The organism is Parabacteroides acidifaciens (assembly GCF_003363715.1).
GTDB classification, from domain to species: Bacteria; Bacteroidota; Bacteroidia; order Bacteroidales; family Tannerellaceae; genus Parabacteroides; species Parabacteroides acidifaciens.
Genome location: NZ_QREV01000046.1, coordinates 1 through 18,975, shown reverse-complemented (window position 1 = coordinate 18,975; position 18,975 = coordinate 1). Strand labels below are relative to the sequence as shown.

Here is an 18,975-nt window from a genome sequence, read left to right as displayed (position 1 = left end):
TGCGCGGTTTTATTCGGAAAAACTTACGTTTCTTTATTCGCCTAACAGTATATCCAGGATCTGGACAGCAGCTTTCGCTACTGAAGTACCCGGGCCGAAGATAGCAGCGACACCTGCTTTGTACAGGAAGTCATAATCCTGTGCAGGAATAACACCACCGGCAATCACGATGATATCGGGACGGCCTAACTTCTTCAGTTCTTCGATAACCTGCGGAACCAAAGTCTTGTGTCCGGCAGCCAAAGAAGAAACACCCATTACGTGAACGTCGTTTTCTACAGCCTGACGGGCAGCTTCGGCCGGAGTCTGGAACAACGGTCCCATGTCTACGTCGAAACCACAGTCTGCATAACCTGTAGCCACAACCTTAGCACCGCGGTCGTGTCCGTCCTGACCCATCTTAGCGATCATGATACGCGGCTGGCGACCTTCTTTCTTGGCAAACTCGGCAGTCAGCTCACATGCTTTCTGGAAGTCTGCATCTTTCTTTGTTTCTGATGAATACACGCCTGATATAGTTCTGATAATTGCTTTATAACGACCAACAACCACTTCGCAGGCATCGGAGATTTCTCCTAATGATGCACGCAGACCGGCTGCCTTAACAGCCAATTCCAGCAAGTTGCCTTTCTTAGTCTTCACACATTCCGTGATATCGGCCAGCGCTTTCTGAACGGCAGCTTCGTCGCGGTTAGCACGCAACTCTTTCAGAGCAGCCACCTGTTCTTTACGTACAGCTGTATTATCGATTTCAAGGATATCGATCGGATCTTCTTTCGGCAGACGGTATTTGTTGACACCTACGATTGTCTGAACGCCGGAGTCGATACGAGCCTGCGTACGGGCAGCAGCTTCTTCGATACGCATCTTCGGCAGACCGGTTTCGATAGCTTTCGCCATACCGCCCATGCTTTCGATTTCCTGGATCAAAGCCCAACCTTTGTGTACCAGTTCGTTTGTCAAAGATTCGATATAGTAAGAACCGCCCCACGGGTCGATTTGCTTACAAACTTTTGTTTCTTCCTGGATATAAATCTGTGTATTACGAGCGATACGGGCAGAGAAGTCTGTCGGCAATGCGATAGCTTCGTCCAATGCGTTCGTATGCAAAGACTGCGTATGTCCCAATGCGGCAGCCATAGCTTCGATACAAGTACGGCCTACGTTATTGAACGGATCCTGTTCGGTCAATGACCAACCGGAAGTCTGACAGTGAGTACGCAATGCCAGAGATTTCGGGTTCTTTCCGCCGAAGCTCTTCACGATCTTTGCCCACAACATACGGGCGGCACGCATCTTGGCGATTTCCATGAAGTGGTTTACGCCGATAGCCCAGAAGAAAGACAGACGCGGAGCAAATGCATCCACATCGATACCTGCGTTTATACCGGCACGAAGATATTCCATACCGTCGCACAACGTATAAGCCATCTCGATATCAGCTGTTGCACCTGCTTCCTGCATGTGGTAACCGGAGATAGAGATAGAGTTGAACTTCGGCATCTTCTGTGATGTATATTCGAAGATATCAGCGATAATCTTCATAGAGAATTCGGGCGGATAGATATAGGTGTTACGCACCATGAACTCTTTCAGGATATCGTTCTGGATCGTACCAGCCATTTCTTCCAACTTAGCGCCTTGTTCCAGACCTGCGTTGATGTAGAACGCCAATACCGGAAGAACGGCACCGTTCATTGTCATGGAAACAGACATCTTGTTCAAAGGAATACCATCGAACAATACTTTCATGTTTTCCAGCGAACAGATAGATACACCGGCTTTACCCACATCACCTACAACACGTTCGTTGTCGGCATCGTAGCCACGGTGTGTCGGAAGGTCGAATGCAACTGACAAACCTTTCTGGCCGGAAGCTAAGTTACGACGATAGAATGCATTGGATTCTTCAGCAGTGGAGAAACCTGCATACTGGCGGATTGTCCAGGGACGCAACGGATACATGGCACTATACGGACCACGCAGATAAGGAGGCAGACCGGAAACAAAGTCCAGATGTTCCATGCCTTCCAGGTCTTCTTTCGTATATACCGGCTTCACATCGATGTGTTCCGGTGTTTTCCAATTGGCTTCGATGCCATTGGCTTTTGCCCATTCAGCAGTATTTGTTGCTGCAAAACCGGCATTTTTGATATCTATATCTTTAAAATTTGGTCTCATGTTGTTCTCGATAATTCATAATCAGTTAATACCTAATTTTGCATTGAAAGCCTGCAATGTTTCAAGCACGTTGCTCTTTACATTTACAAACTGATCGATGCCTAATGCTTTCAGGTCTTCCATACAAGCCGGAGCACCAGCCACAACAAACTCTGCACGACCGTCCAACGCCTTGAAGGCAGCCGGAGCAAGTTCTGCATATTCATCGTCGCTCGAACACAAGACAACAATCTCGGCACCGGCAGCAAGAGCTGCTTCAATACCTTCCTCAACTGTGTCAAAACCTAAATTATCGATTGTTTTATAACCGGCACAAGCAAAGAAGTTGCAAGAGAACTGCGAACGGGCCAGACGCATTGCCAGATTTCCGATTGTCAGCATGAATGCTTTCGGAGTCTTGCCGCTCTTCTCTGTTGCCAAACGCAAAGATTCAAATTCAGAAGCACCACGGTCAAAGCCCAATGTTGCAATCTCAGCTTCGCTACAAGCATGTCCACAGCTGCAAGAAGCGCCATCGCGCTTGATCTTTTCAGCAGCAACTTCCGTGAAGTTCGGGAACTGGTTCGTACCCAGCAATACCTCACGACGGGTAGCAATCGCCTTATGGCGAGCAGCATTAGAAGCATTTACGGCAGCCTGGATTTCTCCGGCATTTGCCAACGCTCCGAAACCGCCTTTTTCTTCTGTTTCGAGGAAGAGCTTCCAAGCAACATCAGCAATCGAGTTTGTGAAAACTTCCACACTGTAGGAACCGGCAGCCGGATCGACTACTTTATCCAGGTGGCATTCTTCTTTCAGCAGCAACTGTTGGTTACGTGCAATACGTTCGGAGAAATCATCCGGTGTTTCGAATATTTCATCGAACGGACGAACCGTAATGGAATCGACTCCGGCAATAGCAGCAGACATTGCTTCCGTCTGTGAACGCAACAAGTTTACGTGAGCATCATAAACCGTCATGTTCCACTGGGAAGTCTGTGCATGTACATTCATTTTGCAAGCACAATTGCAAGACGGCTTGTAAGCCGCTACAATCTCAGCCCACAACCAACGGGCAGCACGGAACTTTGCAATTTCCATGAAATAATTGGAGCTGATACCAAAGTTGAACTTAATCTTCTTGGCAACTTCTGTAACATCAAAGCCTGCATCTGTCAACTTTGCCAGCAATTCGTTACCCCAAGCCAGGGCATAACCCAATTCCTGAGAAATATAAGCACCGGCATTGTTCAATTCAAATGCATTCACCGCCAAAACTTTGTATTTAGGCAACGCTTCGCCTGCTTTGAGCACAGCAGATGCAGCTTCTACCCAATTTTCGTTTTTGTGTCCCTTGATCAACGGTTTCTTAAACGGATCATAATTGACCGAACCGGCACATTTTGTAAGATCAACGCCTTTTGAAGTAAAGTATTCAGCCAGAATACCAATCAGTTTTTCTGCTTTGCAAAGGCATGTATTGAAGTTCAGTTCAACACATTCCGGACAAATGCCGTTCAGCAAAGTAGCAATGTTTTCGGCACTCACTTCATCACCCTTGATGATAAAACCGAGAGAAGTTACACCTTTATTCAAGATGTCAAGCGCTTTCTCGTTTGCAGCTTTAAAGCAAGTCACCTCAATGTTCTGGCGTACATACCAGTCATTATCCTTCTTTGTGCCACGCACATAAGGAAATTCACCAGGAAGAGAGGTCGTTGTCTTTAAACCTTCCAAATCTTCCAAACGATAAAAAGGATTCGCATTAAATCCTTCTCCTGTTTTCCATACAAGCTTCTTCTCAAACGGAGCCCCTTTCAGGTCGGCCGTAATCTTCGCAACCCAGTCTTCTGTTGACACCGGGGCGAATTCTGAGAATAGTTTTTCTTTTAGTTCTGCCATAATATTAGTTATTTTATTACTGAGATTAGTAATGTTCAATAGTATATTGTTCAATAACAGATGGCAAAGGTAGAATAAATAAACTTGAACACAAATGAAATACAAGCGAATTTGCAGCCTCTTTTAACGCCTTTTAGTGGAGAAAGGCCTAAATCTGTACCAGAATGACAAAAAGCAAATATTTTCTTCGAAAAAAATCCCTCTAACGATACACCGGAATAAAATATTTACTAATTTCGCAGCGTCTAACAAGACAAACTGGTGCATTCGTCTAGTGGTCCAGGACGCCGCCCTCTCACGGCGGAAACTCGGGTTCGACCCCCGGACGCACTACTAAAAGCCTGTGGTAGAAACCGCAGGCTTTTATTTTCCCTCATCATCTACATAAAACGGCTCACCCGATATTTCTTGGGGGAAAATAATGAATCAATAACGGATAAACCTTGGTCCTCTATTGCATGTTACGACTGTATTCCTTTTATGTCACAACTGTCTTCCTTCTATGTTACGGTTGGATTTCTTTTGTTTCACGGCTGTGACATGAATAGCGGGTAGGTACGGAGGAGGCACACATTCCGCATCATTCATTCTATCTGCCGGGTTATTCATTCCTTTACGGCACTATAACCCCATGAAGCACTGCAATACTATTTCGCAGCCGATCTTGACGAGTCAGGACCTTCACGCTTGTTTACAGTTGTAAGTAGTTTTGAACCATAAATGATGTATTTTCCCCAATGATTATCGGGTGAGCCCATAAAACATATTATCAGTTTTTAAAACTCTATAAAAACACAGGGAGGCATTAATCTTTTCTTCCTTCTGCTTTGTTTATAGTTTACATAACAGATAACATAAAATGGAGTTTATCATGAATAAAGGGACTATAGGATTAAATGCCGGTGCCATCTGCAATTTATTGCTGGATGGCGGATGTTGGAGTTTTGAGGAGTTGAAAAGGGCTACAGCTTTAACAGAAGCTGATCTGTGGTCCGCTATCGGATGGCTGGCAAGAGAAAACAAAATCGAAATCAAGAGTGCCAGCAGCCAATTGGCTTTTTCTCCGGGAGCGAATTGCTATTATTAAATGATTTATGATGTTTGCAGCATCTGCCAACTGTTTCCTACAGACGACAGATGCTACAACATCAGGACAAGATTCTTTATTTTTCCTTTCTGAATAAGGTTGAAACCACCGCACTATCTCCATCATTCGGAGCCGGCTGCAAGTTTAGTAAGCGGGCTATCATCAGATACAAATTTACATTTGCCATAACCGGAAGTTCTACATTTTGTTTGAACGACGGTCCTGCCGCATAAAAGATTGCCTCCATCTCGGGAGCATAATTGTCATATCCGTGTGTAGCAGCTAAGGTAGACCGCGCTCCGGGACGGAAAAGCACATACGTTCCGACATCCGGTTGTACAAACAAATCTCCGACACGCGGATTTTTACCATACACATACTTTTCCGGAATCTCATTCTTTTTCCATACTGTAATATGAGGCACACGTTTCAGGATTGCATAAGCGCTATCCGTATAAGTCGGCTTCGGATAAAGCAAAGTCGGTACGCCGTCGAACACATACTCAAAGCTGTCACGCGGAAGGTAATCACTCAGGTTCACAAAATTCTCCGGATGAATCGTTGCCATACCGTGATCGGAAAGAACTATAAAATCAATCTTATTAAATATCTTCAACTTACGCGCTTTGGCAAAGAAATCTCCTAATATCCGGTCCAACTCTTCTACCGTCGAAAGTGTCTCGGCTGCGTCGGGACCAACCTTATGGCCGATGGCATCCGGTTCTTCCATATACCACATAATCAGATGAGGACGGACTTTTTCAGGCAATTGCAACCAGGCAATCACTGAATCTGCACGATCTGAAAAAGGAACATTCTTATCAAATGGCTTCCAGACAGAAGGCTGGCGGCCTTGTATCGGATATTCACTTCCGACCCAATAAAACGAGGCAGTCCGCACACCTTGCTTTTCAGCAGTATTCCAGATCGGTTCTCCTCCGAAAAAGTCAGGATTGGGCTTGCCAAGCAGATAAATACTATCCAGATCGGGGGCATAAAAGAAATTACTCACCAATCCGTGATGGTCGGGATGCAAACCTGTTGCCATACTGTAATGATTCGGAAAAGTCACGCTCGGAAAACTGGGGCGAAAGGCAGCTTTCACCCCGACCCGTGCCAAAGAATCCAATGTCGGCGTATGAGCATGCAAAGGATAATCGGAACGAAAACCATCCATCGAAAGGACTACGACATAATGCTCTTTCTTAGAATGGGCAGTACATCCGGCTATCGATAAATAAATTATCGAGAAAAGGCCAATCAATATTACAGTAAGAAATCTATACATTTACAATTAGAATATATATTTAACTCCGATTTGGGCATGCCAGCGAGACAAAAGATCGTTCTTTGTAATCGTATTCTTCGAATTATAAGCATACGTGTTCGTATAGTTGCCATCATCACCTTTCTTATTTCCGATCACCTGCAATGGCATTACGTTATAAGCCGCTGCATAAGAAGATCCCCACTTTTTATTCAGCATATTGGCAAAGTTGGTTACGTCGAATGTCACCTGGAACTTACTACCGCGTGCTTTCAACACAAAGATATCCTGTGCCACATGCAGATCAATCCGGTTTTCCCATGGGGCAGAATTTGAATTTCTGTCGGCATATTGTCCACGGTGTTTCTTCGCATAGCTGTCGCCTTCAATCCAGTTATTAAAGTTCTGACGATCTTCTTCTGTCTTGAAGTCCATCTTTTTCAACTCGTCTTCAGTCGGGATATACAACAGTGAGTTACCTCCCCAGCCATCACCATTATAATCGATATAGACCGTTTTCTTTGTATCAGCATTATAATAGGACTCATTCATCGTCAGGCTATAACGCTGTCCTACGTATCCGTTATAAATAAGGGAAACGGTTGTAGCCAGGAATCCGTTAGCATAACGGGGTGTCGTATAAGAAACAGAAGCCATTACACGGTGAGGTATATCAAACATGGAATAAGCCAGACCCGGGTTATTGGTATCTACTGCATAATTATATTTCCAGTTAGAATAGGCAACGGAAGATGTTCCGTCATAAACAGATTTGGAATGTCCGAATGTATAAGATGCAGCCAAGCCCAAACCAAAGTCGAAACTCTTTTCAAACAGAGCTGACAATGAATAAGTATAGCCATCATTTGTATTCTTCAAATTGGTAATACTGAAATATTTCTTATCAACCGAATAAAAAGGAGTAGCCGAAGCCTCTACACCCGGAACAGCATAGACTTTTGCATTGCTCGACAAAGCCAGGTTTTCAAAATATACATTATTAAATGTCTTGGAATAAAGGCCCTCTACCGTCATCCTTACATCTCCCGGCAACATCTGTTCCAATGCCAGATTCGCACGGAATACCTGCGGATATTTGAAACTCTTGGATACTGTTACGATATCGGGCGTAGCAGGGCTTCCTGATTGCGAATTCATGGCACCGATAGGATCTTTCGCATACTGTCCTAAAGAAGGAGCTGGTGAAGATCCGGAAGCAAAGATTGTCGTACCTTTCTGCTCGATACCTGTATTGTTATAAGCATTGGAAAGCCATACGAAAGGAACACGGCCAGTGAACAAACCGACTCCACCACGAATCAGCGTATTCCGGCTATCATCCGTGTACCAGCGGAATCCCAAACGGGGTGAAACCATCACTTTTGCACCGGGCATTTCCCCTACTCTTTCCTCAATATTCTTGCTGGCGGCATACTCATTAAACTCATTGTTGACAGTCGGATCATTAAACAGCAACGGAATATCGAAACGCAGACCGTAGGTCAAAGAGAAACGATTGGTAACCATCCAATTGTCCTGAGCATAGAAACCGAATTGACCGGCTTTTATAATAGGTGTATATTGGTAGTCACCGCCCGTAACATCCGGGTCTGTATATTTAAATACATACTTAGACGGGCTGTCGTTCAGGAATGCGTCCATCGAACCGAACTCCCAGGAACCGGTAACCGCCTGGATAAACAGGTTCTTCATCCGGAATATCTCGTTATGTGTACCAAAAGTAAAAGTATGATTGCCCTTATACCAGGAGAGGTTATCTTCAAATGTATAAATATCCTGATCCAGCGCATTGGCTCCGGAAGAATATTCCGTACCGATATTGACAGTCGTGTTATTCGTCCCGCTGTTATCGCTACCGTTAATCTTTACATTCGGCCCTTGATAGGCAACTTCGCGTTGGTCGCGCACTGTCGTAAGACTTGCACGGAATTCATTATATAAAGCATTATTCAAGTGAGAGTTCCATTCTGCCACGAATGAATTCGTTTTATTCTTCATCCGGTAACCACTGTTATTAAAGAAATAGGTCATGTTGGCCGGGCTGTAGATATCGTCGTATGAATTATTCAGCTGATAGCGGAAAGCCAGCTTGTTGTGTTGGTCGATATTCCAGTCGATACGTCCCAGGAAGCTGAATGCTTTCTGATCTACATCACGCGGGCCGTAGCCTTCACGAATACCTGTATATTGTTCATACTTATCAGCAATAGTCTTTGCCATATCTACTGTAAAGCCCTTCGCATCATAGCCGGCATAAAAACGTGAAGGATAAGACTCCTTACGGTTCTCGACATTGGCGAAGAAGAACAGTTTGTCTTTAATGATCGGACCGCTCAACGTACCGCCAAATGTCTTGGTCGACTGTTCGGAAAGTTTGTCCTTTACATTATCTTTAAAGGCATTGTATTTTCCATAAAGGCTCTCATTCGTAAAATAAGAATAAGCCGACGCATGGAAAGTGTTATTTCCTTGTTTGGTAATAGCGTTGATACCACCTCCGGTAAAACCGCTCTGGCGAACATCAAAAGGAGCGACTACAACCTGGATTTCCTGAATAGCATCCATTGAAATGGGATTGGCATTGGTTTGACCACCATTTGTTCCTGACGGAGCTAATCCAAATACATCATTACTGACTGTTCCGTCGATCTGAAAACTGTTATACCGGTTATTGGAACCGGCGAAAGAAATACCCCCATTCTTGGAAGTCATTGCCATCGGCATATTCTTCACCACATCATAAATATTACGGTCGACAGTCGGAGTTGACTGGATCCTGTTAGCAGAAAAGTTTTCCGATGCTCCGATTTTCTTCTTAGCATCTGCCGTTACAACAACTTCCCCTAATTGTTGCGAACTGGGTTGCATAGTTGCATCCAATACAAACGTATTACCCAATTCCAACCTGATATCTGTAAAAACATCTTTTTGATAACCGACATAAGAAATCTCCACTTTATATGGACCACCGGTACGCATACCTTGTATTGTATAGCGGCCATCCACATTTGTAACTGCACCGTACACAGTTCCGGACGGTTCGTGCACCGCCACCACAGTCGCTCCAATAATACTCTCATTCTGATCATCGATAACCTTTCCACTCAAAGCGGAAGTTGTCACCTGAGCCTGTACGGAAACACTCATACAGATCAATAAAAACAAAGACAGCAGATAACTTTTTTTCATACAGAAATTCTCTTTTTAATTTAACCCCCTATATTTTTTAACATTACGCCACAAATATACAATCTTATTATCACCTTTTTATTACATTTCTGTATAAATTTAGAGACAAAACATTAACTGTCTTCACCATCACGAAGACTATCGGCTATGTCCTGATGCTGCCGTGCCAGCTCTTTCTCCCCTATATGCAAAAAAGCTTCCGCAAGATATTCATGGGCTGCGGCATGTTTAGGCTTAAGATCGACAGCTTTCATAAAATCGGAAACAGCCTCGTCATAATATTTCAACTGGAGATAAGATTTTCCTCGATTATAACGCGCTTTGAATGACTGCGGGTTCAAACGCACAGCTTCATTCAGGCAGGTGACCGCCTGAAAACCGTCACCCAAATCGAGCAACGTCACTCCTTTGCGTACCCAGGCATCCACATATTCGGGGTAAAGTTTGAGTGCTTTATCAAAAGAACGGATAGCAGCGTTCGGATCGTGGGCTTTCGTTATACATTCATTTCCCATCAGGTAATATTCGTGGGCATATTCTTTCTGCACTTCACGCTGGGCGTACAGCTCCTCCCGGAGTTTCTTGATCTGTGCCTGTTGCGTATTCATCGTTTGCAGCTTCAAACGAAGCAGGCGTTGCACTTCCGGCTTGCCCAATTCGTTCCGCTTGCCGACAGCGGCGGCAAATGCTTCGACAGCCTCTTTTATATTCCCGGACTTGAAGCTGTGGACGGCACGGGCATACAATAATTCGGCTTCACTTTCCTGCAGGCTTTTCTCGATCAGTTGGCGGTCGTTAAACTGCTGGCTGAATTGCACGATTTCTTTCCGCACAAATATGTCATGAGACGAAATCCGGCTTTTCAGCACCAGGCCGTCCAAAGACGTACAACGGCTTAAAGCCACATAGGTCTGCCCGCCGGCAAAAACGCCACCGGTCAAGTCCACCACAACCCGGCTGAAAGTAAGCCCTTGGCTCTTATGCACGGTTATCGCCCATGCCAGGCGAATCGGAAGTTGTTCGAAAGTGCCGACAATCTCCTCTTCCACCTTCTTCTCCTTTTCGTTATACTTATATTTATAGTTACGCCAGGAAGTCGGTTCCACCAGATATTCCCTTCCGTCTTCAAGCAGGACAAAGACATTTCCGTTCTCGTCGATTCCGGACACCATGCCGATCGTCCCGTTCACCCAGCGCCGCTCATAATCGTTATCGATAAAAATAACCTGCGCCTGTTCCTTGATGGACAGATTCAACTGCGTCGGCAACGACGATTCCGGAAAATCGCCTTCAATCTTCCCCTTGGAGATAAACTCTTCTCCCGGAAGTTCCGCCAGTTTCCGCTCATTAATGAAATCCACCTGGTCACGGCGGGTTGCAAGCGTAATATACATATCTTCGTTACGGGGAGTAAAATCAGGAAAATAACGGGCATTCAAAATATCCAGTTCCTGTTTTCGGGCTGCATTATTACGGATACGGTCCAGAATATTGATAAAGACCGGATCAGTCTGCCGGTAAACCTTCTGCAATTCGATAGGAACCAAATTAATATTCTTAAATACACGGGCCGAGAAAAAGAACGGACTGGCATAGAAAAGACTTAATATCTCTTTCTGGTCGGATGGCACGACCGGTTCCAACTGAAAAACATCTCCGACAAACAACAGCTGCTTTCCACCGAACGGCAAGCGCATATTACCGGAAAATACCCGCAGGACGCGGTCTACACAATCGATAATATCGGCCCTGACCATCGAAATCTCGTCGATGATGATCAGTTCGACTTCCTCAATCAGCTTACGGTGTTTCTTCGTATATTTGAAAAACTCGAATATGCGTCCATTCTTCAAGCTCAAATCCGGATCGTCGGGGAGCATCGGACGGAACGGCAACTTGAAAAAAGAGTGGAGCGTCACTCCCTCCGCATTAATCGCTGCAATCCCCGTCGGCGCCAATACGACATATTTCTTTTTCGTATGTCCGCAAATATACTTCAGAAACGTAGACTTACCCGTCCCAGCCTTCCCGGTCAGAAAGACGGACTGTCGCGTATGAGTGATCAGTTGCAAGGCATCCTGAAACTCCTTATTATCTGTATCGAGCTGAAATTCCAATCGTGTATTTTTTGAGTAGACAAAGCTATAGAATATTTTATATATCTGCTTATAAAAAGTTCATAATTTATTTGCAAACGTCCGAAACATTGCTTTACTTTGTGATATCAAAATAATATCAAATACTAATCATTATGACTACACAGGAAAAGAGTTTCGACGGCACTAAGTTATCAGGATTTATGGCAGTGCTTATCATCCTGGTCTTAGTAGGAGCAGCAGTATATCTACTGTCTCTTTCAGCGATATGGAGTACGGTTATCGGCGTAATATGCGCAATATGCGCAAGCATCATGATTCCGGGATTTATGATTATTCAACCGAACAATTCTCGTGTGCTGACATTTTTCGGAAGATATGTAGGAACGATTATGACAAACGGCTTTTATTGGGTAAATCCGCTCTTTCAGAAATCGACTGTGACGCTACGTGTTCTAAACCTAAACATCGAGCCTATTAAGGTGAACGACAAAGTAGGGAATCCGATTATGATCGGTGCAGTGGTCGTATGGAAGATTAAAGACACCTATAAAGCCAGTTTTGATATTTCCGGGAATATCCGGGAATTTGTCCAGATACAAAGCGACGCCGCCCTTCGCCAGGTTGCAGGCATGTACGCTTACGATACGAATGAAACCATCGATAAGGTTACACTCCGTTCAGACGAAAGCGGAGAAGTAACCAAGCGTCTCGAAGCAGAGCTCAACAGCCGCCTCGACATCGCCGGGATTGAAATCGTAGAAGCCCGCATCAACTATCTGGCCTACGCATCCGAAATTGCCAGCGTGATGCTACGCCGTCAGCAGGCAGATGCTATTATTGCCGCCCGCGAACGGATTGTCGAAGGAGCAGTCAGCATGGTTCATCTGGCACTGGATAAATTAAAGAAAGACGGAGTCGTCGAACTGGATGAAGAACGGAAAGCTGCAATGGTCAGTAATTTGCTGGTTGTCCTTTGCGCAGACGAATCCGCACAGCCTGTAGTCAACACAGGAACACTATATCAATAATTAATAGTAACACAAAACATGGCCAAAAAGGAAAATGGGAATACGGTCAAAAGCTTCATCCTGCGTGTAGACGCGGAGATGATGGAAGCGATCGAAGCCTGGGCTGCGGACGAGTTTCGTAGCACCAATGGCCAGATACAGTACATCTTGGACCAGGCTTTACGCAAAGCAGGCCGGTTCAAGAAAAAGCGAAAAGCAAAAACTGAAGAAGAAGAAAAAGAGTAGAAAACAATAATAACGAAAACCTGTCCGGACGTTTTTTAATTTCCTTCGGTAGAAAACAACTTTTCATCCGAAGGAAATTTTATTTTCTACCGGATGAAACAAACCGGCGCTTATCAACGGCTAATAAACAGCCAAGCATCCTTATACTTCGGATTACTGCGGAGAGTCGCCATATAAGTTTCCGCATCTGCCCGGTTATCAAACTTATCGGCATAGATACGGTATTTCCCGTCGCGAACCACCTTACTGACATGCTTACATTCCGCCCGGTCTACACCGGCAATAAACTCATCAGCCTGTGCTTCAGAAGGGAAACTGGCAATTACTATATGATACATTTTAGGATTGGCTTTTACCTCTTTCTTTGCAACAGCAGGTTGCACCACAACAGGTTTAGCCGCAACTGTTTCGCGCTTGGGAGCAGGTGCGACAGTCTTGACTTCTACTTCCGGCACAACATTTTCCGGCACACTTTCAGCTATAGCCTTTTCAACAAGAACCGGCTTTTGCGAAACCATTTCCGTCGGAACAAAGCTTGCCGTATAAGCATCCTGGTTGACATCTTTCACCGGTGTGGAAACAAGCAAGAACAAAGCCACTGCGGCTACAGAAGCAACGGCAGTACGGATCAGCCTGCGATTGACCGGGATTGTAAGAAGCGCAACTTCTTCCCGCTCTGCCTGCAACGGGGGCAAAGCCGGAAAATGGAAAACAGGCAGGCCATACGAACCGACACTAAACAGTTCGGTTTCGCCCGGATGGAAAATCATCTGCCCTTCCTCACCTATACTGAACGAACCTAACACACCCATCGACAGTTTCTTGTATTGCTGCAAAGTCTTTTTCATATCCTCCACATCCTCTTCCAACATCAACTGTGCCTGGCGATAATTCACCCCGTGCATCTGCATATACGACTCAGGCAGAAGCCCATCGTTATGCTGCAGCGTCATATTGAAACCAATCTCTTTCCGCAACGGGCGGAACGTATGTTCTTCCACTTTCTGCATGGCCGGAACGGTCTGCAGGACAAAACCTCCGAACTTCGGCACAATCACACAGTCATGCGCCAAAAGCAAACGTTCAATATGTGTTACGATTCTAAGCATACAACAAAGGTAGGAATTTGCACGAATCCGCAAAAGAAATCAGGATACATTTTCTAAACCTGCTATGCTAATTGCAAAATGACACAATAGTAAAATTATATTTTTTACCTTTGTAGCTATTATGTATTACTGGATTCATCAATCATTCTATATGGCCAAAGTCGTCCCTTTTATAGGCGGCTGGCTGGCTGACCGCTTACTTGGCGACCCGGAAGGATGGCCACATCCGGTTGTCGGTTTCGGGAAAGTGATTTCCCTGGGCGAAAAGACAATGAATAAGGGAGATAACCGGGCTTTGAAAGGGGGAATCATGGCGCTTGTGCTGGTCATCGGCACCTATCTGGTTTGCGAACGCATCCTGTATCTGGCCGGATATTTTTATCCACCACTATCCTCCCTCTTGGTCGGAATCGGTGTGTTCTACTGTTTGGCGGGGAAAACACTGATCAAAGAAGTTAAAGCTGTTTTTGAAGCCGTAGACCACAGTACGGAAGAAGGGCGCAAGCAGGTCGGCAGAATTGTCGGCCGTGATACATCCGGACTTTCTCCGCAAGAAATACGGGCGGCAGCCCTGGAAACGCTTGCCGAGAACCTGAGCGACGGCGTGATAGCCCCGATGTTCTGGTTTGCCCTGCTCGGACTTCCCGGCATGATGGCCTATAAGATGGTGAATACGCTCGACTCGATGATCGGTTATAAAAATGACCGTTATTTCGAATTCGGGCAGATAGCCGCAAGGCTCGACGATCTGGCCAACTACATTCCCGCCCGGTTGACAGCCTGGCTGATGTTAGCTGTCTCCGGCAATCTGAATAAACAGGGGTTCGTCAAACGCTTCGGTCCTGCACATGCAAGTCCAAACTCAGGCTATCCGGAATCGGCTCTTGCAGCCATTTTGAATTGCCGTTTCGGGGGGACGCACGACTATTTCGGGAAACCGGTCGAAAAGCCTTATATCGGGACGAACGAACGGCCTTTTACAACCGAAGACATGTTAATTGCTATCAATATAAACAGCAATACAGAACTTGCAATGGGACTGATTGTTTGTTTAGTATCAACGATTATACACTAAATAATACGCACATATAATGGAAGTAAGATTAAATAAACTCATCAGCGACTCCGGTCTTTGTTCCCGCAGGGAAGCAGACAAATTTATCGAAGAAGGACGCGTGACCGTAAACGGCAGCTTGCCTCACGTCGGACAGAAAGTAACCGAGGGCGACATCGTCATGCTGGACGACCTCCGGGTACAAATCGGCAAACACGCCTCCGACCACGCCCGTGTGGCACGCGGCAAAGCCCAGGAACTGGTATTCGGTAGCCAAGAGAAGAAAGAACAACCTCAGGCGGCTGCAACGGAAAAGAAAAGCACATCGAAACCGGGCGGTTCGAAAGGACCTCGTCCGGGGAAATATGTAAAATATAACAAATATGCTGCGGCACGCCATGCGGCACGTGACGGAGAAAAGCCGAAGAAAGAGACGAAGGCTGCCGGTCTGGATAAAGACCTGAAAGAAGCCTTGCAGCCTAAATTCGGGAAGTCATTAGGCCGCTCGGCTGTTGCACAACGGCTGGCAGCATCTCCTAAATCGGCCGCTTTGCGCAAGACGAGTAAAAACAATCCGGCGAACAAAGCGAGACGAACAGCATCACGCAATAAACCGAAAGGAGAATAAAAAAGAATGGCAGACAAACATATCGTTTTGGTGACAGGCGGACAGCGTTCCGGGAAAAGCAAATATGCCGAACGGCTCGCATTGTCGTTAGCGGCCAACCCGGTCTATCTGGCAACGGCGCGCATCTGGGATGATGAATTTCGCCAGCGTGTGCTCCGCCATCAGGCTGACCGTGGACCGGAGTGGACAAACATCGAAGAAGAAAAATACCTGAGCCGACACGACTTGAGCGGACGTGTTGTCGTGATTGATTGCGTCACGCTTTGGGGTACGAACTTTTTCTTCGACAGTGACGGCGACACCAAGCGTTCGCTGGACGAACTGAAAGATGAATTTAACAAGTTCACAGACCAGGATGCTTACCTGATATTCGTTACGAATGAAATCGGATTAGGAGGCGTATCCCCGGATGCCGTACAGCGGAAGTTCACAGACCTGCAAGGCTGGCTGAACCAATACATCGCATCCCGCGCCGATGAAGTCGTCCTGATGATCAGCGGTATTCCCATGAAAGTAAAATAATAAAAACACTATACAATGATCTCTTTCAACATTCAAAAGCCTGACACCGCTCTCACCACAGCTCTGCAGGATAAAATCGATAATCTGACGAAACCCAAAGGTTCACTGGGTACACTCGAGGAAATTGCACTGCAAATCGGCCTGATTCAACAAACCCTGTCTCCCACGCTGCATCATCCGGTCAACGTAATCTATGCCTCGGATCACGGCATTGCCGATGAGGGAGTCAGTAAATCCCCTAAAGAAGTCACCCGGCAGGTGATCCACAACTTCCTGAACGGAGGCGCAGGCGTTTGCTTCCTTTCCCGCCAACATGGTTTTGAAATCAAGATCATAGACGGAGGCGTGGATTTCGATTTTCCACCTATCCCGCAACTGATCGACCGCAAAATCAGGAAAGGGACCCGCAACTTTCTCCACGAAGCGGCCATGACACAGGAAGAAATGGAATTAGCTCTCCAATATGGTGCCGACATCGTGACGGATTGCCATAACGAAGGATGTAATGTGATCAGTTTCGGAGAAATGGGAATCGGGAATACGGCTGCATCCAGTATGTGGATGACCTGCCTCACTGGGATTCCTCTCATTGACTGCGTAGGAGCCGGCAGCGGCCTGGATAACGAAGGAGTCAGACATAAATATAATGTATTAAAAAGCGCACTCGACAACTATCAGGGTGACAATAGCCCGTTGGATGTAATCCGTTATTTCGGGGGATACGAGATGGTCATGGCTGTTGGCGGTATGCTACGTGCGGCCGAACTGAATATGATTATCCTGGTGGATGGCTTTATCATGACGAATTGCGTGCTGGCAGCCTCCCGTCTGTATCCTGAAATGCTGCCCTATTGCATATTCGGACATTGCGGTGACGAAGCCGGACATAAACGCGTATTGGACGTCCTGCAGGCAAAGCCGCTTTTGAACCTCGGTTTGCGCTTAGGCGAAGGTTCCGGTTCCGTATGCGCCTATCCGATCGTCGAGTCGGCAGTCCGCATGATCAACGAAATGCACAGCTTCAAACAAGCTGCAATCACCAAATATTTCTAAAGCATTAATTTTCAACTTTTAATTTTCAACTAAACCATGCTCCGTATCCTCGCCGCCTTCATCTTCTTCACCCGGTTGCCCTTCTGGAGACTGGCTGAAGTGCCTTCGGAATATTTCAAGAATGTTGTCAGCCGTTGGGCTTTGGTCGGCTGGTTGACAGCAGGGCTTTCCGTGATCGTGCTCTATACCGCTTCGATGATACTTCCGGCAAGTGTTGCCCTACTTTTGGCTATCATCACCCGCCTGTTAATAACCGGCTGCCTGCATGAAGACGGACTTGCCGACTTCTTTGACGGCTTTGGGGGAGGAACTTCCCGCGAACGCGTTCTTTCGATTATGAAAGACTCGCATATCGGCAGCTACGGAGTGATCGGGCTAATCCTCTATTTCGGACTATTATACACCCTGCTAAGCAGTTTGCCGTTGGCGATTGCCGGAAGCGCAATACTGGCCGGGGACCCGTTTTCTAAAGGTGTGGCAGGAATGATTATCAACCGACTACCCTATGCGCGTAAAGAAGAGGAAGCTAAAAACAAAACAGTCTATAGCCGGATGTCGACAGGCGAATACACGTTTTGCCTGTTCACCGCCCTGATTCCCATATTCTGGCTTCCCGAACCGATCTATTTTCTGGCCGGTCTGTTACCCGTCCTCACCTTTTACCTGCTCACCTCTCTGATGAAAAAGAAAATACAAGGCTATACGGGTGATTGCTGCGGAGCCACATTCCTGCTCTGCGAATTGAGCTTCTATTTAGGAATCGCTATCATTTATACAACAACGATATAAAACGATGTAACATGGAAATCTACCTGGTCAGACACACATCCGTCAATGTACCCGCAGGCTATGCTTACGGACAAACAGACGTTCCGCTCCGTCCCTCTTTTGAAGAAGAGGCACAAGTCGTAAAAGAGACGCTATCCGGACATATATTCGACAAAGTATGGTGTAGCCCGCTTACACGCTGCGTCCGCCTGGCAACCTATTGCGGTTATCCGGATGCAGAAAAAGAAAACCGTATCAAGGAGATCAACTTCGGAGAATGGGAAATGAAATCCTGGGAAGAATTATCATCCGATCCCCGGTCTAAAGATTGGTTTGACGACTGGATCAACATTCCGGCTCCTTCCGGCGAATCCTTGCAGGATCAATACAACCGGGTCAGTTCCTTTTTGGACGAATTAAGAAAAAGCGGATTACAGAAAGTATGTCTCTTTGCACATGGCGGCGTCTTGACTTGTGCCCGTGTTTATAACGGAGAATACGCACTGAAAGACGCTTTCAAAAACGTTCCTTCTTACGGTGCGGTAATCAAATTAGAACTTTCCTAAACAGAAAAAGGAGCCAGTTCATAAAGAACTAACTCCTCTTCACTTCGCTTTCGCTTTTAAAACGGCGGCTATCTACTCTCCCACTTTTACGCAGTACCATCGACGTGGTTGGGCTTAACTTCTCTGTTCGGAATGGGAAGAGGTGGATCCCCAACGCTATAACCACCTTAATACCTTTTTATATTAAGATTTTTGACTGGACAACTCCATTTTGGAGTCGCGTAACTTTTATTTCTGAGCTTATTGATGACTCTCATCATCAATCCTTCAGACGTATCAATCCTTTCCTTTTAGATA

15 protein-coding genes, 1 tRNA gene and 1 rRNA gene are annotated in these 18,975 nt (G+C 45.9%); 10 read left to right on the top strand and 7 right to left on the bottom strand.

From position 1 onward, the window contains the following. Window positions 1-33: 33 nt before the first annotated feature. Together scpA and mutA are read right to left on the bottom strand one after the other, a co-directional pair. Window positions 34-2,181 carry a methylmalonyl-CoA mutase gene (gene scpA / locus DWU89_RS15805; RefSeq protein WP_115500600.1) on the bottom strand — a complete coding sequence of 716 codons (2,148 nt, stop codon included), beginning with the start codon at window positions 2,179-2,181 and terminating at the stop codon, window positions 34-36. 21 nt (window positions 2,182-2,202) lie between these two features. Further along, on the bottom strand, window positions 2,203-4,062 hold the full coding sequence (gene mutA, locus DWU89_RS15800) for a methylmalonyl-CoA mutase small subunit (RefSeq protein ID WP_115500599.1): 1,860 nt from the start codon (window positions 4,060-4,062) through the stop codon (window positions 2,203-2,205). A gap of 260 nt (window positions 4,063-4,322) precedes the next feature. Here mutA and DWU89_RS15795 point away from each other — a divergent pair. Further along, window positions 4,323-4,395 (top strand) — tRNA-Glu (locus tag DWU89_RS15795). Window positions 4,396-4,933: 538 nt separating this feature from the next. Continuing rightward, window positions 4,934-5,149: a winged helix-turn-helix domain-containing protein gene (locus tag DWU89_RS15790; RefSeq protein ID WP_115500610.1), complete on the top strand. Its 216-nt coding sequence runs from the start codon at window positions 4,934-4,936 to the stop codon at window positions 5,147-5,149. A 76-nt stretch (window positions 5,150-5,225) separates the two neighbouring features. On the opposite strand, the gene DWU89_RS15785 is transcribed toward DWU89_RS15790, so the two are convergent. The 3 genes from DWU89_RS15785 to DWU89_RS15775 all read right to left on the bottom strand — a co-directional run bounded on the left by DWU89_RS15785 (window position 5,226) and on the right by DWU89_RS15775 (window position 11,743). Continuing rightward, entirely contained in the window at window positions 5,226-6,437 is a 1,212-nt protein-coding gene (locus tag DWU89_RS15785) for an alkaline phosphatase family protein (protein ID WP_115500598.1), read from the bottom strand. Window positions 6,438-6,443: 6 nt separating this feature from the next. Next, window positions 6,444-9,626, bottom strand: coding sequence for a TonB-dependent receptor (locus DWU89_RS15780; protein WP_115500597.1), 3,183 nt, complete (start codon window positions 9,624-9,626; stop codon window positions 6,444-6,446). 113 nt (window positions 9,627-9,739) lie between these two features. Beyond that, complete coding sequence (locus DWU89_RS15775) at window positions 9,740-11,743, bottom strand: tetratricopeptide repeat protein (RefSeq protein WP_115500596.1); 2,004 nt, start codon at window positions 11,741-11,743, stop codon at window positions 9,740-9,742. A gap of 134 nt (window positions 11,744-11,877) precedes the next feature. Between DWU89_RS15775 and DWU89_RS15770 the strand changes: the two genes are divergently transcribed. After that, complete coding sequence (locus DWU89_RS15770) at window positions 11,878-12,753, top strand: SPFH domain-containing protein (RefSeq protein WP_115500595.1); 876 nt, start codon at window positions 11,878-11,880, stop codon at window positions 12,751-12,753. 18 nt (window positions 12,754-12,771) lie between these two features. Continuing rightward, window positions 12,772-12,978, top strand: coding sequence for an Arc family DNA-binding protein (locus tag DWU89_RS15765; RefSeq protein WP_115500594.1), 207 nt, complete (start codon window positions 12,772-12,774; stop codon window positions 12,976-12,978). Window positions 12,979-13,091: 113 nt separating this feature from the next. On the opposite strand, the gene DWU89_RS15760 is transcribed toward DWU89_RS15765, so the two are convergent. Next, the gene (locus DWU89_RS15760) at window positions 13,092-14,087 is read right to left on the bottom strand and encodes an HU domain-containing protein (protein ID WP_115500593.1); all 996 of its coding nucleotides are present in this window, start codon (window positions 14,085-14,087) and stop codon (window positions 13,092-13,094) included. Window positions 14,088-14,208: 121 nt separating this feature from the next. Between DWU89_RS15760 and cbiB the strand changes: the two genes are divergently transcribed. The 6 genes from cbiB to cobC are packed head-to-tail and all read left to right on the top strand — an operon-like array spanning window position 14,209 to window position 18,678. Beyond that, window positions 14,209-15,162, top strand: a complete 954-nt coding sequence (gene cbiB / locus DWU89_RS15755) for an adenosylcobinamide-phosphate synthase CbiB (RefSeq protein ID WP_115500592.1) — start codon at window positions 14,209-14,211, stop codon at window positions 15,160-15,162. A gap of 16 nt (window positions 15,163-15,178) precedes the next feature. Next, window positions 15,179-15,769: a S4 domain-containing protein gene (locus DWU89_RS15750; RefSeq protein WP_115500591.1), complete on the top strand. Its 591-nt coding sequence runs from the start codon at window positions 15,179-15,181 to the stop codon at window positions 15,767-15,769. Between the two features lie 6 nt (window positions 15,770-15,775). After that, window positions 15,776-16,291 carry a bifunctional adenosylcobinamide kinase/adenosylcobinamide-phosphate guanylyltransferase gene (locus DWU89_RS15745; protein WP_115500590.1) on the top strand — a complete coding sequence of 172 codons (516 nt, stop codon included), beginning with the start codon at window positions 15,776-15,778 and terminating at the stop codon, window positions 16,289-16,291. 15 nt (window positions 16,292-16,306) lie between these two features. Next, window positions 16,307-17,344, top strand: a complete 1,038-nt coding sequence (gene cobT / locus DWU89_RS15740) for a nicotinate-nucleotide--dimethylbenzimidazole phosphoribosyltransferase (protein WP_115500589.1) — start codon at window positions 16,307-16,309, stop codon at window positions 17,342-17,344. 36 nt (window positions 17,345-17,380) lie between these two features. Further along, entirely contained in the window at window positions 17,381-18,133 is a 753-nt protein-coding gene (locus DWU89_RS15735) for an adenosylcobinamide-GDP ribazoletransferase (protein ID WP_115500588.1), read from the top strand. 11 nt (window positions 18,134-18,144) lie between these two features. After that, window positions 18,145-18,678 carry an alpha-ribazole phosphatase gene (gene cobC / locus DWU89_RS15730; protein ID WP_115500587.1) on the top strand — a complete coding sequence of 178 codons (534 nt, stop codon included), beginning with the start codon at window positions 18,145-18,147 and terminating at the stop codon, window positions 18,676-18,678. Between the two features lie 59 nt (window positions 18,679-18,737). On the opposite strand, the gene rrf is transcribed toward cobC, so the two are convergent. Beyond that, a 5S ribosomal RNA gene (rrf, locus tag DWU89_RS15725) occupies window positions 18,738-18,848 on the bottom strand. Between the last annotated feature and the right edge of the window lie 127 nt (window positions 18,849-18,975).

Bases quoted from the DNA above. Each gene is read 5' to 3' on its own strand.
- DWU89_RS15745 (WP_115500590.1), top strand. From the start codon at position 15,776: ATGGCAGACAAACATATCGTTTTGGTGACAGGCGGACAGCGTTCCGGG.
- scpA (WP_115500600.1), bottom strand. From the start codon at position 2,181: ATGAGACCAAATTTTAAAGATATAGATATCAAAAATGCCGGTTTTGCA.
- DWU89_RS15760 (WP_115500593.1), bottom strand. From the start codon at position 14,087: ATGCTTAGAATCGTAACACATATTGAACGTTTGCTTTTGGCGCATGAC.
- cobC (WP_115500587.1), top strand. From the start codon at position 18,145: ATGGAAATCTACCTGGTCAGACACACATCCGTCAATGTACCCGCAGGC.
- mutA (WP_115500599.1), bottom strand. From the start codon at position 4,062: ATGGCAGAACTAAAAGAAAAACTATTCTCAGAATTCGCCCCGGTGTCA.
- cbiB (WP_115500592.1), top strand. From the start codon at position 14,209: ATGTATTACTGGATTCATCAATCATTCTATATGGCCAAAGTCGTCCCT.
- DWU89_RS15750 (WP_115500591.1), top strand. From the start codon at position 15,179: ATGGAAGTAAGATTAAATAAACTCATCAGCGACTCCGGTCTTTGTTCC.
- DWU89_RS15765 (WP_115500594.1), top strand. From the start codon at position 12,772: ATGGCCAAAAAGGAAAATGGGAATACGGTCAAAAGCTTCATCCTGCGT.
- DWU89_RS15785 (WP_115500598.1), bottom strand. From the start codon at position 6,437: ATGTATAGATTTCTTACTGTAATATTGATTGGCCTTTTCTCGATAATT.
- cobT (WP_115500589.1), top strand. From the start codon at position 16,307: ATGATCTCTTTCAACATTCAAAAGCCTGACACCGCTCTCACCACAGCT.
- DWU89_RS15790 (WP_115500610.1), top strand. From the start codon at position 4,934: ATGAATAAAGGGACTATAGGATTAAATGCCGGTGCCATCTGCAATTTA.
- DWU89_RS15770 (WP_115500595.1), top strand. From the start codon at position 11,878: ATGACTACACAGGAAAAGAGTTTCGACGGCACTAAGTTATCAGGATTT.
- DWU89_RS15780 (WP_115500597.1), bottom strand. From the start codon at position 9,626: ATGAAAAAAAGTTATCTGCTGTCTTTGTTTTTATTGATCTGTATGAGT.
- DWU89_RS15735 (WP_115500588.1), top strand. From the start codon at position 17,381: ATGCTCCGTATCCTCGCCGCCTTCATCTTCTTCACCCGGTTGCCCTTC.